The following is a 13,665-nucleotide window of genomic DNA, read 5'->3' as shown; positions in this document are numbered from 1 at the left end:
AAAATCTCTTTTCTTTTCTTTTTTTAAAAAATAATTATATTCCATTTTACGTCCGCAACGACGCAAATAATAAAAATCAGATAATTTACGGAAATAATATATCAGTTGGAATTATACGACGGCAAATAACCATAACCAGGTTAAACCTATAATTCTTTAGTTCCGTTCTCAGTACCAACAATGACCTTATCAACCATTTGTGAAAATATTCCGTTTTCAACTACACCCGGAATTGTATTTAAATCTATTTCAAAGTGTTCAGGAGATTCTATTTTATCAAATTTAGCATCAATTACAAAATTTCCATTGTCAGTTATTACAGGACCGTCTTTTCTTTGAGCCATTCTGATTTGGCATTCAGCACCCATATCTTCCAATTCCCTTATGACCATACGGGATGCATCCGGCAATACTTCAACAGGAACTGGAAAATTACCTAATTCCTCTACAACCTTTGATTCATCCACAATAACAATGAATTTTTCTGCAGCATAATCAACAATTTTTTCTTTAGTATGGGCTGCTCCCCCTCCTTTAATTAAATTAAACTGCAAATCAACCTCATCTGCTCCATCAACAGACAAATCAATGTCATTTTCTTCTAAAGTTGTAATTGGAATATTCCATTCCTTAGCTATTAATAATGATTGAAATGAAGTTGGAATTCCTTTAACGCTTATTCCTTCCTCTTTGATTCTCATTCCCACCTTTTCAATGAAAAAGTGAGTTGTTGAACCTGTACCCAATCCTAAAACCATTCCATCTTCCACATATTCTGCAGCCTTATATCCTGCATTCTTTTTACTAGAATTATTACTGCCAGCATCTTTCATTATATCACAAATCCCAAAGTAAGTTTATTAAGACTTAAACCTTTTCTACATTCCCCTTCATGTTTACCTTCATTGTTCAAAACAATGCATTTGTCATTTTCTTTTAATCCCTCAGGAAAACAAAAATCATGATAATCGCATTTTTCATCACAGTCAGGAGCGCTGAATGTGAATGTTGAACCTTCAAAAATATTTTTTGAAGGAGTTAATAACTCGATTTCAGCACGGTCAATTTCAACAGGAACCACAATCCCCTCTGCATGAACCGGACATTTTTGCTCATTGTCTTTAACATCCAAAACAACATATTTCCTGTTTACTTCCAAACTTCCAAGACAAGATGATTTAAATCTGCAGTTTTCGCATTCATCAGTTGGACCTAAAAAAACAAATTCCTGACCTTTTTTAGCTAAATCTTTACCTATCAATGTAATCATTTAAATCACTCCTGTTTTATAAGCAAGCTCATATGCGGCTTCACGAGAGATTCCCTTATCACCTAAAATCGTATACCTATCCGGCCTGATTTTGTGAGCCATTACCAATGCATCAATAATATCATCATCACAAATGCCCACCTCAGCAGCGGTTGTTGGCGCCTTAAGCGCAGATAAAGCATCTTTAATTGCACTCCAATTCCCACCATGCAAATACATCATCATTATAGTGCCGATACCGCACTGTTCACCATGGAGTGCTGATTTATCAAGAATCTTATCAAGAGCATGTGAAAACAGGTGTTCAGAACCACTTGCCGGACGTGATGAACCTGCAATACTGATTGCCATTCCTCCACTAAACAATGATTTCATGACAATACGTGCGCTGGGTTCAAGATTAGGCTTAATATTATCAATATTGTCAGTTATTAAATGAGCAGACATTATTGATAATGCTGCTGCAGATTCGCTGAATGGTTCGTTTTTTAAACGATGAGCCAATTCCCAATCTTTAATAGCTGTAAAATTAGATATTAAATCAGCACATCCTGCTGAAAGCAGTCTGAATGGAGACTGCGCAATAACTTCAGAATCTGCAATAACCGCTATCGGTGAGTGTGCAGTAACAGATATGGAAGTATTGGGGTTTTTTATTGATGCCATAGGAGATACAATACCATCATGAGAAGCAGTTGTTGGCATGGATACAAAATATACGCCTTTATTGAATGAAGATAATTTAGCTATATCAATAACTTTTCCTCCTCCAACACCTAACACAGTAGTTTCCGGAGTGATTAATTCTTCAACTTCAAAAATTGATTCATCAGAAGCCCCGTCAACTTTAATTACATCATAATCCAAGTTGTCTTTTTCTAAACTTTCAATAACCAGTTTTGCACCTATATCATAAGTAGTTGAACCAGTGACGATTAAAAACTTTTTATTTAAATGCAAGGACTTACAAATTTCCGCAGTATCTTTTATAATACCTGGATCGATGTAAACCTCACGAGGCATTTGTATTTTCCTATTAGTCATGATATCTCCTAAAATAAAATTATACACTATTATGTATGTATAAAATAATTATAAATAACTTTCTTATTTAAAAAGATTTTTGAGAGATTTACCCATATGATAAAATTATTTTATTGCAGATAAACTCCCTTCATTCAAATAATCCTATTTTAAAAAAAACTTTAATACTAATTAAAAACAGATAATCTAATGTTATAAATTATTTTAGGTGATATGGTGGAAAATTTTGATGAATGGTTTCATGATATTTTAGAAAATGCGAATATTACTGATTCAAGATATCCTATTAAAGGAATGGCTATTTGGATGCCATATGGTTTTCAGATAAGAAAACACTCAATGAATATAATTAAAAAATTATTAGATAAAGACCATGATGAAGTGCTCTTCCCAATGCTTGTTCCTGAAAGCGAACTTGCAAAAGAAGGAATTCATGTAAAAGGATTTGAAGATGAAGTTTACTGGGTTACAAGAGGGGGCAAAAGAGAATTAAACGAACAATTAGCTTTAAGACCTACTAGTGAAACTGCAATTTATCCTATGTATGCATTATGGATTAGAACCCACATTGATCTTCCAATCAAATATTATCAAATTGTAAACACATTTAGATATGAAACAAAACATACAAGACCTTTAATTCGTGTAAGAGAAATTACAACATTTAAAGAAGCTCATACTGCTCATGCAACTAAAGAAGAATCTGATGAACAAATCAGAGAATTCATTGAAATCTATAAGGAATTCTTCGATGAATTAAAAATTCCATATTTAATTTCTAAAAGACCTGAATGGGACAAATTCCCCGGTGCAGATTACACCATGGCTTTTGATGTAATAATGCCTAACGGCAAAACATTACAGATAGGCACTATTCACAACTTAGGCCAGACTTTTGCAAAAACATTCGACATTACCTTTGAAGATAAGGACGGAGAACATAAATATGTATATCAGACATGTGCAGGAGTATCCGATAGGGTAATAGCTTCCGTAATTGGAATTCACGGAGATGAAACAGGTTTGCGCCTACCTCCAAAAGTATCACCTAATCAAGTCACAATAATTCCAATTTTGTTTAAGAAAGGAAAAGAGGAAGTTTTAGCAAAATGCGGAGAAATCAAAGAACAACTGGAATCAGCAGGTTTAAGAGTAAACATTGACAACAGAGATATCAGGCCAGGTAAGAAATTCAATGACTGGGAGTTAAAGGGAACTCCTCTAAAGCTTGAGCTTGGACCTAGGGATTTGGAAAACAACATCACTATTGCAATGAGAAGGGATGAAGGAGAAAAAATAGAACTTTCACTTGATGATTCTCTTGGAGATAATGTATCTGATTTATTAAACAAAACAGAAGACAATCTCTCAAAAAGTGCTTGGGCTTTCCAAAAAGACCATGTCATATTTTGCGAAGACTTAAATGAAGTTTCCGAACTTGTTGAAGCAGGCAATGTCGTTAAATTCAACTGGTGCGGAGATGAAAAAATAGGTAAAGAAATTGAAGAACAGACAGGTTATGATATTTTAGGCATTCAAGAAGAAATCAGCGAAGGAAAATGTATTTCAGGTAAAGGGGATGCCAGATACACAGCCCTGATTGCTAAAACATACTAAGTGGTTTTATGGATAATATATATGCAATAATTCCAGTTAGCAAGTTCAAAAATGCTAAAACCAGATTATCCCCATTTCTATCTGAAGAAGAACGTGAAAAGCTCCTAAAAGTAATGCTTCAGGACGTTACTGATGCCTTAAGAAAACACGTCGATAAAATCTTTATAATAAGCAGGGACGAGGATGTGCTCAATTATGCTGAAAGTTTAAGCTTGGACACTATTCTTGAGGATGAAAATTCAAATTTAAACAAAGCATTAAAACAGGCAATGAAATACTGTAAAGGAAAAGCTAAAAAAGTCCTTATTGTTCCTTCTGATGTTCCTCTAATCAGCAAAACAAATATTTCAATGCTGATTGATGCATCTAAAAAGTTAGATTTCATTATTGTTCCATCAAAGGGCGGCGGAACAAACATGATACTCATGAAACCTATGGCCATACATACCAGGTTTGAAGGGTTTAGTTATAAAGAGCATGTAAATGCCGCCGAGAGAAAGAAATTGAATCCGCAAGTTCATGATTCGTTTTTCATGGCGCTGGACGTCAATACTGCTCAGGATTTAGGGGAAATAATGATTCATGGAAAAAGCACACACACTAGAAAATATTTAAAAGAACTTAAAGTGAATGTGGAGCCCTTCCGAGGAAATGAACGGTTAAAAGTTACAAGAGCTGATTAGATGATTGTAATGTCCATTGCAGGTGTTGACCCGTCGGCAGGTGCCGGCATATATGCCGATTTGAAAACCTTTCAAGCTGTTGGAGTGTATGGAACAGGCATTGTTACAGCACTTACGGCACAAAACCCCTACAAATTCTTTTCAACATTGCCGATTAGTGAAGATTATATTGCAGAAGAGATTGATGCTGTTTTAGACTCCTATGAAATCGAATTTATAAAGACCGGAATGTTGTACTCTCCTGAAATCATTAAATTAGTTTCAAAAAAGATATCCGAATACAATCTAAAGGCAGTAGTTGACCCTGTAATGGTTGCAACTTCAGGAGGAGATTTGACAAAAGAGGATATCGCAAAGGCATTTAACAAGTATTTGCTTCCAAAATCCATATTGACTACTCCAAATATCACTGAAGCTGAAAAATTAACTGGAATAGAAATTAAAACTGGCGAAGATGCCATAAAAGCTTCTAGTAAACTCATTTGCAACAATATAATTACCGGAGGTCATTTGGATGGGATAAATACCATCAATATCAATGGTGAAATTACAGTTAAAAAACAGGAATTGATTAAAACAGACAATTTGCATGGTACCGGCTGCAATTTATCTTCAGCCATTGCTGCTTATCTTGCTAAAAATAACGACCTTCACACATCAGTCTTAAAATCCCTTGATTATGTATATGAAGGAATAAAAAATGGGAATTATGGAACATTAATAGCTAAACTGTAACTATTAGTCTTCCACATTTAATTTTTTAAGAAGTTCCTCTTGAAGATTGACAAACTCAAGTGACTCTCTTTTTCTTGGCCTTTCCATATTGACTTCGACAATATCTGAAATTCTGCCGGGATTTTTATCTAAAATAACAATCCGGTCTGCCAGATAAATCGCTTCGGTCACATCGTGTGTTACAAAAACAATCGTATTTTTAAATCTTTTCCAAACGCCTATTAGCTGTTCTTGAAGACTGTGCCTATTTTGCATATCCACTGCAGAAAATGGCTCATCCATAAGCAAAATAGGTGAATGATTAAGCAAGGATCTGATAATTGCAACCCTTTGTTTCATACCACCTGAAAGTTCATGAGGATAGCTATCTTTAAATTCTATTAAACCAACACTTTTCAAATATCTCTCAGCTGCTTTCAGATTTTCTTCTTTAGCTCCCGGTTTTGTCATCTCCAAACCAAAAGTTACATTTTGAAGAACAGTTAGCCATGGAAACAGTGAATATTGTTGGAAAATAACAGCCCGGTCTCCTGATGGTTTTTTAACAACATCACCATTAGCAACAATCTCGCCGGAAGTGGGCTGATCAAGACCTGCAATCAATCTTAAAAGAGTTGTTTTACCGCATCCGGAAGGTCCTAAAAGACAAACTAATTCACCATCATTAATGGTTAAATTAATATTTTCCAAAACGGTTAATTTATCAGATTTTTTAGAATAAAATGTTTTATAAATATTTTTAACTTCAATTGACATGTAAAACACCTACCAAAATATCCTCTCTTGAACTTTGCCGAATACAAAGTCAAATACAAGTCCAATCAAACCAATTACAACCATACCAACAACTGTTGTACCTGTATCAAAAAGGTTTGTTGCAGTTAAAATCATATAACCTAAACCATTACTAGATCCAATCATTTCTGCTGAAATTGTACACATTAAAGCAATTCCAATACCCACTTTTAAACCGGAAGCAATATACGGTACTGTAGAAGGCACAATAACACGTTTTAGAATATGCAAGTCATCAGCTCCAAGTGTCTGAGCAGATTCGACCAAAACCTTATCAGTTCTTTTAACACCGTCAATGGTATATACCAAAATCGGGAATACGCAACCCATGAAAATAATGAATATTGCCGGGAAAGTACCAATACCAAACCATAAAATTGAAAATGGAATCCATGCAATCGGAGGAATCGGTCTTAAAACACTGATAATCAAAGTGCATAAATCTTCTAAAGATTTGTACCACCCAAGCATAATTCCAAGAGGAATAGCAACAATTGATGATAAAATTAGACCTGCGAATACTTTATATAATGTAGCAATAGTATTTGTTAAGAGTTTGCCATTTTCTATTACCACAATTGCAGAATTTACCACATCAACAGGGCTTGGCAGAATATAGGAAGAAAATAACTCTAAACCATCAGTAATACCATACCAAAACAATATTAAAATTATGGGTAAAATTAACGGAACAAATTTATTTTTATAATTATCTAACATTACATCACTAATTAAAATTCAATACAATAATTACTATAATGTTCATAATATAAAAACATTAAAAAAAATTAGGAATTTTCCGCTATTCAAATAGCTTCCAATCCCATATCTTTTATATAATCCTCATCAGTTAAAACAGACCTTGTGCTTAAAAGTCCGAATAACATGGTGGATAGATTATGTACAACTGAAGAAGTTGATGGAGGAATTGCTCCCAAAACACCTAAAACTAGAAGAGAACCATTTACTGCTACAATATTGCGATAGTTATTATTAATTTTATCCAACATTCCAGTACTGAGTTTTCTAAGAGTTACAAGGTCATATAAATCATCAGACAATAATGAAATATCTGCAACTTCACGGGCAATATCAGATGAATTTTTCATAGAAACAGACACATCAGCAGCTGCAAGAGCAGGAGAATCATTAATTCCATCACCCACCATTATCACAGTCCTTCCTTTTGTTTTTAATTCACTGACAATTCTGGATTTGTCTTCTGGAAGAACTTGTGATTTATATTCAGTTATGTTCAATGCACTGGCGCTTGCACGAGCAGCGCTTTCACTGTCTCCAGTAAGCATTATTACATTTTCAATTCCTAAAGATTTAAGTTCCTCAATAACATATTTTGCTTCTTCACGTATAGGATCATCAATGCAGATAATGCCTTCAAGTTTTCCATCAACAGCCAGATAAACAACAGAATGTTTATTTATTTTCTCATCAATTTTCTTCTCTTGAGTTTTAGTTACTTTAACCTTTTCATCATCAAATAAAAAGTGCCTTGAACCAATTACTGCACGTTTACCATCATATTCCGTTACAATACCATGTGCTACAATGTATTCAACTTCACTATGATCTTCTTCATGTTTCAAGCCTTCTTTTTCAGCTTGTTTAACAATAGCAGCAGCAATACTATGGGCAAAGTGTTCTTCAATGCAGGCGGCCATTCTTAAGATTTCATCGCGTTTGTATCTCCCAGACATCGGAATCACATCAACAACTTTTGGAGTTGCATTAGTTAAGGTTCCGGTTTTATCAAATACAATAGTGTCGGCATTTGCATAATTTTCAAGGAATTTTCCGCCTTTAATCATCATCTTATTATCGGACGCTTCGCGCATTGCAGAGATAACTGATAATGGAGTAGTCAGTTTTATTGCACATGAAAAGTCAACCATCAAAACGGACAATGCTTTTGAAGCATTTCTAGTGAGCAAATAAGTAACTGCAGTTGCAACGAAACTGAATGGAACAATAGAATCAGCCAGTCTTTCAGCTTTGCTTTGAGTTTCAGCTTTTAAATCTTCGGAATTTTCAATCAAGTCCATGATTTTATTTAATCTTGTCTCTTTATTCATTGAGTAAACTTCAACCACAATATTTCCCTCTTCCATTACTGTTCCAGCATGAACCGTTTTGCCTTCAGATTTATGAACCGCCAATGGCTCTCCAGTCATTGATGCTTCATTAACCATTCCATCGCCTTCAACTACCTTACCATCCACAGGTATTACATCGCCCATGTGGACTTTGATTTTATCACCTTTATTAATTTCAATAGTGGAAATTTGTTTTTCTTCACCGTTTTCTCCAATTACCCAAACAGTATCTATATTTAAAGCTAAGCTATCCTTTAACGTGCTTTTTGCTTTTTGTACAGTATATCCTTCTAAGGCATCGGAAATTGATAATAAGAACATCATAGAACTGGCAGGTTTAAATTGCCTTTGAGTTAATGCTCCGGCAACTGCTACACCATCCAGTAATGCAACATCCGCACGGAAACTAGTTAAGCTGTCCAAACCTTCAAGAATATATTTGGATGCATCAAATATTGTAAGAATTATTCTGACAGGAATTGGAACAAATATTCTTCTAAATATCCTATAACCTATCATTTTTGATAATTTTAAATAAAAATCATCAGTTATTTCTTTAGAAACCTGAATTTGTGTTGGTTTTCCTTCAAAAAGATCATCTAATGTAATATTATTTAAAATATCGAATATGCTTTCTTTGTTCTCGTTACCTTCATCATAGTATATTATAATACTGCCGTTTCTATGGGAAGTAAAAACATCATGAATAAAATCCTGTTGTAAAAGTACAGATGCAAGACCATAACCTTCTTTTTTAGTGAAGGCCCACTTGCCAGAACGAACCCTTAAACGGGATCTGCTATCATGCATTACTTTGTATTTCATTATTGTATGCCCTTAAAAATAATTTATTTTTTGGATTCGACGTAAATTTCTTTTTTATCCTCTTCATGAGCATCAACAACAATGTCTTCAGCATTTTCTTTCATATCCTGAAAACATTCTTCAGCATCTTTTTTTACAGACATTATGGTTGCCATACCTTTAGTTGCAGCATCTTTTACAGTTTTTGATTCAATTACCTTTTTACCTACAATAGCAGTTGCAATACCTCCTGCAAAAAGTAATGCGTGTTTATGTTCTATACAATTGTTTAACAATTTTCTATAAGTCATTTTAATACCATCCTTTATTTTATTAATTTAATTGAAAGTAGATTATTTCAATTATGACTTTATATCTTATCATAATATTATATAAATTTTTAGGTAAACCTAATAATTTCTTTGTTCATTTAAACCGGCAGCAGGAAAACTTTCCGGAACAAAAACTTGCATGAACCTAAAAATCTGACAAGCAAAATCAGCATCCCCCACTATCAAATAAACTATATTTAAATGAAGGGTTTTAAAAAGAGTTAGCGTACAATGCAACAGAATACAGTTCAGTTAAAAAAAAAAAACACTTTAATAATTTTATGAATTTTTTAAAATGACCTCACGAGTTGATTACTATGACAATATTAGATAAACCACCCTCCCATATACAATAACAAACATCTAATTAAAGCATTAATGGCCCATTATAAATCAACCTGCGCCAAGCACCTAGCCGGACATGACATGACACATTTCAAACATTTATTGCATCTTCTATTATTTAGTGTCCATGTTCGGTTGTCTGTACTTACACTAATCGCCTGGGAACAACAAACCGATTCACACCGGCCGCATAAAGTACATCTTTCAATATTATTGCTTATACGCCATTTCGGTTTATAGGATGTACTTAAAAACTCTGAAAAAAACAGCTTAACAATTTCTAATCCCAATGATGAATTTCCATGTCTATGCCTCATTTAATCCCTCAAAATCTATTTTATTTAATTATCATATTATAAAAATATAATATAAATATTTTGGCATACCTAAATTTTTAGGGATATACCTAAATAGTATAAGAAAGAATATATCTTACAATAGGATGATAAAATGAATTCAAATAAAAAAATTTTCTCAAAGATAGGATTTAATTATTTAATTTATACAATCCTTTCAATAATAATTACAATAATAGTTGCAAACATTATTGTAATCATAAAACCAGAAATTCTCAACGACATAAATATAGCTACAATAATAACAGCTATCTGCAATTATATTTTGCCGTTTCCGATTTTAGTATATTTAATGAGAAAAATAGAATCAAAACCGATTGAAATCCATAAATTAGATATTAAGACATTTTTAAAGTATTTATGTATTACATTTACATTGATGTGGTTTGGAAATGTCACAGGCATCATCATAACTAGCCTGCTTGGCGGTGCGCTTCAGAGCGAAATATCCAATCCCATTCAGAACTTAATAAGCTCAACAGGAATATGGTTAAATATTTTAATAATAAGTTTGATTGGACCAATTTTTGAAGAAATCATCTTTAGAAAGTTATTAATAGATAGAACAAACAGATACGGCGCTAAAGTTTCAATCATATTGTCTGCAGTTACTTTTGGATTAATCCATGGAAATTTAAATCAATTCTGCTATGCATTCCTGATTGGCGGTTTTTTTGCATATGTGTATCTAAAAACTGGGAAAATAATCTATACTATAGTTTTACACATCATCATTAATTTAATGGGATCAGTTGTAAGCATATTTGTTTCAGATACGGTTCAAACAATTGCTGCAGGTGCCATTGACCCTTTCAACATAGTTGCAATGTTAATATATTTAATGGTGATTGTAATTGCATTATATATTGGTATAACCAGTCTTTTAAAGTACAAACAGGAAAGATTTAATGGAAAACTGACCGAAATAAGTTTAAAAAACCCTCTTGGAACAATGTTTTTAAATTATGGGATGGTTTGTTTTATAGTATTTTTTATAGTTAAAATAGCATACCAAGCAATAACATGAAAAAAAAGAAGATCATTCTTCTTTTTCTTCTTCAATAGCTGCAGTAATACTATTTAATATTTGAAGTGATTTAGAAAATGCAGGCATTCCAGAAGTTAATAAAACAACCCTTAAAACATCAACAATTTCATCCTTGGTAATTCCCAATACTTCAATGGCACTTTTCATCTGCTTTTTGATAGCCCTTGGATCTGCACGAGATGCAGTAATGCCGATTGCAATTAATTTTTGAGTTTTATAATCAATTGTTTTTCCATCCCAGACAGTTTCATTAATATCAGCTACAAGATTATACAAGTCAGGATATTCATCTTCCAATTCCCTAATTCCTTTTCCATAATATACATTGCCTTTCATATTTTCTCCTCTCCAAAAATTATATAGTTAATTATTATTTTAAATTTCAAGATATATATTAATAGCTATTTTTCTTTTCATTAAACAATTGGTTTAGACATTAACTGCATGATTTTCTATTGGATTTGGACTAAAATATAATATATAAACAAATCTATAAATATTAACTTAATTAGTTTACCAAATCATAATCAGTTAAAAAGTCCAATAAATTTACATTCATTATTCCATCACGAGACCTATCAAATTGATCCATTGAGATAACATATTTTGGATAATTATCTTTAATTTTTGTAAATGGTCTGAATTCTCTTTCAATAGTATCTTCATTTTCAAGCAGATAACTGACTTGAACATAAATTGTTTGCTTATGTTTTCTGCACACAAAATCTACTTCATAATCATTGGCTTTTCCAATAGTTACTTTCCAACCTCTTCTTAAAAATTCAAAATAAACAATATTCTCCATTACTCTACCAATATTATCAACATTGCCTTTAGCTTTTGCTTCGCAAAATCCATGGTCCGTTACATAGTATTTTTCATTATACTTTAAGATGTTTTTACCCTCAACATCCTCTCTTTTAACTTTTTTAATAAAACAGGCATTTTCCAAGTATTTAAGATAGTTAGTTATTGTTTTATTTGAAATTTTAATATTCATTTCTTCTTTGTAATATTCAGCAATGCTTGATGCTGAGAATATATTTCCAATATTATCAAAAATAAAGGTTGTTAATCTCTCCAATATATCAATATCTCTGATTTGATATCGTTTAACAATGTCTTTGTAAAATATTGAGTTAAATAAATCATCCAAATAGTTGATTTTCTGATGTTCATCAAGTGGAAATGTCTGTGGCATTCCACCATATTGCAAATATTCATTAAATAATTCCAAACTGTTTGATTTTTCTTTATACTCTAAAAATTCCTGATAGGAAAATGGGTACATTTTGATTTCATAATATCTGCCAGTCAAATGGGTTGCTAATTCACCAGACAATAGATTTGAGTTTGAACCAGTGATATAAATATCACAATCATAATCTATTTTATATCCTGCAATTGAGCGTTCCCATTTTTTAACATTTTGAATTTCATCAAAAAATAAATATACTTTTCCTTTTTTATTTTTAACTAATTTTGAAACTATTTTATCCAATTCATTGTTATTTGTGACATTTTTATATTTCTTACTGTCGAAGTTTATCAATATAATATTATGTGATTTTACTCCTTTTTTAATGAGTTCCTCTTTAATTAAACCCAACATGTAAGATTTACCACATCTTCTAATGCCTGTAATTACCTTAATTAACTCATTATCAATTAATGGAAGTATTTCTTTCATATATAAATCTCTTTGAACCATAGTAATAGTATATTTTTTTAGGTATATAAGACTAACTTTTTTATTTTATTAAAAATTTAGGTTTATAAGACTAACTTTTTAGATTTTTTAAAAATTTTAGGTTTATGAAATTAACTTTTTAAATACTTCTTCATCACTAATTCATATATGGAAATGTCTTTGACCTATGCATATAACGGAGCAAAAAAATTAATGTATTATATTTCCAATATGAGTGGAAAATATAGTATTAATGAAACTATAGTTAGTCAACTTTTACCAACCCTAATCCAAAAAGGACTTATTTATCAGAAACCTGAAAATTATTTTCATCTAGTTTAAGTTTAAAACATTTAAATATGTAAAATCAATAAAAATAAGTGTAGAGAGAACATAAGTGATACAACTATCGCATGAGTTTTCATACAAATCTCTCCAAATAATTTTATTAGTTAATTAATATTTTTAATTTTAAGATATATATTAATAGCTATTTTTTCTTTTCATTTAACAGTTGGTTTTACATTAACAACAATGATTTTTCAATATTGGATTCTAATATTGGGCGGGAATTTATTTTTGGAATTAATGTTGATATTAAATTAGTAATACATAGTATATAAATGAACTCAAAAAAAGTAATACTTTTATATACTTCAAATTGCAAAATTATAATTAGTAATACTGAGTATATAAATGAACTCAAAAAAAGTAATACTTTTTGGCTGTTTGGTAGTTACTGAATTTGATTTTTCAAGACATTTCAAAATTGGGGTAAGCTCTTGAAAAAATTTTTGAGTAATACTAAGTATTTAAATGAACTTAAAAAAAGTAA

General features: G+C 31.7%; 14 protein-coding genes. 4 read left to right on the top strand and 10 right to left on the bottom strand.

Annotation, left to right across the window (positions count from 1 at the left end; all coding sequences use genetic code 11):
* Nucleotides 1–146 precede the first annotated feature (146 nt).
* From rpiA to Q4Q16_RS02400, 3 genes are read right to left on the bottom strand one after another with little or no spacing between them, the layout of a single operon-like run.
* On the bottom strand, nt 147–833 hold the full coding sequence (rpiA, locus tag Q4Q16_RS02410) for a ribose-5-phosphate isomerase RpiA (RefSeq protein ID WP_303345979.1): 687 nt from the start codon (nt 831–833) through the stop codon (nt 147–149).
* Nucleotides 833–1,270, bottom strand: a complete 438-nt coding sequence (locus Q4Q16_RS02405; RefSeq protein ID WP_303345978.1) for a UPF0179 family protein — start codon at nt 1,268–1,270, stop codon at nt 833–835. The genes rpiA and Q4Q16_RS02405 overlap by 1 nt, the downstream gene beginning before the upstream one ends.
* Complete coding sequence (locus tag Q4Q16_RS02400) at nt 1,271–2,314, bottom strand: NAD(P)-dependent glycerol-1-phosphate dehydrogenase (RefSeq protein ID WP_303345977.1); 1,044 nt, start codon at nt 2,312–2,314, stop codon at nt 1,271–1,273.
* 213 nt (nt 2,315–2,527) lie between these two features.
* Here Q4Q16_RS02400 and proS point away from each other — a divergent pair, with 213 nt between their 5' ends.
* From proS to thiD, 3 genes are read left to right on the top strand one after another with little or no spacing between them, the layout of a single operon-like run.
* Complete coding sequence (gene proS / locus Q4Q16_RS02395; protein WP_303345976.1) at nt 2,528–3,931, top strand: proline--tRNA ligase; 1,404 nt, start codon at nt 2,528–2,530, stop codon at nt 3,929–3,931.
* An 8-nt stretch (nt 3,932–3,939) separates the two neighbouring features.
* Nucleotides 3,940–4,614 carry a 2-phospho-L-lactate guanylyltransferase gene (gene cofC, locus Q4Q16_RS02390; protein ID WP_303345974.1) on the top strand — a complete coding sequence of 225 codons (675 nt, stop codon included), beginning with the start codon at nt 3,940–3,942 and terminating at the stop codon, nt 4,612–4,614.
* On the top strand, nt 4,615–5,349 hold the full coding sequence (thiD, locus tag Q4Q16_RS02385) for a bifunctional hydroxymethylpyrimidine kinase/phosphomethylpyrimidine kinase (protein WP_303345971.1): 735 nt from the start codon (nt 4,615–4,617) through the stop codon (nt 5,347–5,349).
* Between the two features lie 3 nt (nt 5,350–5,352).
* On the opposite strand, the gene Q4Q16_RS02380 is transcribed toward thiD, so the two are convergent.
* The 5 genes from Q4Q16_RS02380 to Q4Q16_RS02360 form a co-directional block, all read right to left on the bottom strand.
* The gene (locus Q4Q16_RS02380; protein WP_303345969.1) at nt 5,353–6,105 is read right to left on the bottom strand and encodes an ABC transporter ATP-binding protein; all 753 of its coding nucleotides are present in this window, start codon (nt 6,103–6,105) and stop codon (nt 5,353–5,355) included.
* A 9-nt stretch (nt 6,106–6,114) separates the two neighbouring features.
* The gene (locus tag Q4Q16_RS02375; RefSeq protein ID WP_303345968.1) at nt 6,115–6,864 is read right to left on the bottom strand and encodes an ABC transporter permease; all 750 of its coding nucleotides are present in this window, start codon (nt 6,862–6,864) and stop codon (nt 6,115–6,117) included.
* 86 nt (nt 6,865–6,950) lie between these two features.
* On the bottom strand, nt 6,951–9,080 hold the full coding sequence (locus tag Q4Q16_RS02370; protein WP_303345967.1) for a heavy metal translocating P-type ATPase: 2,130 nt from the start codon (nt 9,078–9,080) through the stop codon (nt 6,951–6,953).
* Between the two features lie 23 nt (nt 9,081–9,103).
* Nucleotides 9,104–9,370: a DUF6110 family protein gene (locus Q4Q16_RS02365; protein ID WP_303345965.1), complete on the bottom strand. Its 267-nt coding sequence runs from the start codon at nt 9,368–9,370 to the stop codon at nt 9,104–9,106.
* Nucleotides 9,371–9,777: 407 nt separating this feature from the next.
* Nucleotides 9,778–10,053 carry a 4Fe-4S dicluster domain-containing protein gene (locus Q4Q16_RS02360; RefSeq protein ID WP_303345964.1) on the bottom strand — a complete coding sequence of 92 codons (276 nt, stop codon included), beginning with the start codon at nt 10,051–10,053 and terminating at the stop codon, nt 9,778–9,780.
* 133 nt (nt 10,054–10,186) lie between these two features.
* Between Q4Q16_RS02360 and Q4Q16_RS02355 the strand changes: the two genes are divergently transcribed.
* Nucleotides 10,187–11,119 carry a CPBP family intramembrane glutamic endopeptidase gene (locus Q4Q16_RS02355; RefSeq protein ID WP_303345963.1) on the top strand — a complete coding sequence of 311 codons (933 nt, stop codon included), beginning with the start codon at nt 10,187–10,189 and terminating at the stop codon, nt 11,117–11,119.
* A 12-nt stretch (nt 11,120–11,131) separates the two neighbouring features.
* Here the strand turns inward: Q4Q16_RS02355 and Q4Q16_RS02350 are convergent, their stop codons facing one another.
* Together Q4Q16_RS02350 and Q4Q16_RS02345 are read right to left on the bottom strand one after the other, a co-directional pair.
* Nucleotides 11,132–11,476 carry a carboxymuconolactone decarboxylase family protein gene (locus Q4Q16_RS02350; protein ID WP_303345962.1) on the bottom strand — a complete coding sequence of 115 codons (345 nt, stop codon included), beginning with the start codon at nt 11,474–11,476 and terminating at the stop codon, nt 11,132–11,134.
* A gap of 172 nt (nt 11,477–11,648) precedes the next feature.
* Nucleotides 11,649–12,851, bottom strand: a complete 1,203-nt coding sequence (locus Q4Q16_RS02345; protein WP_368660205.1) for an ATP-binding protein — start codon at nt 12,849–12,851, stop codon at nt 11,649–11,651.
* Between the last annotated feature and the right edge of the window lie 814 nt (nt 12,852–13,665).

Source organism: Methanobrevibacter sp. (genome assembly GCF_030539875.1).
GTDB lineage: Archaea > Methanobacteriota > Methanobacteria > Methanobacteriales > Methanobacteriaceae > Methanocatella.
This window is presented reverse-complemented; position numbering and strand designations above follow the sequence as displayed.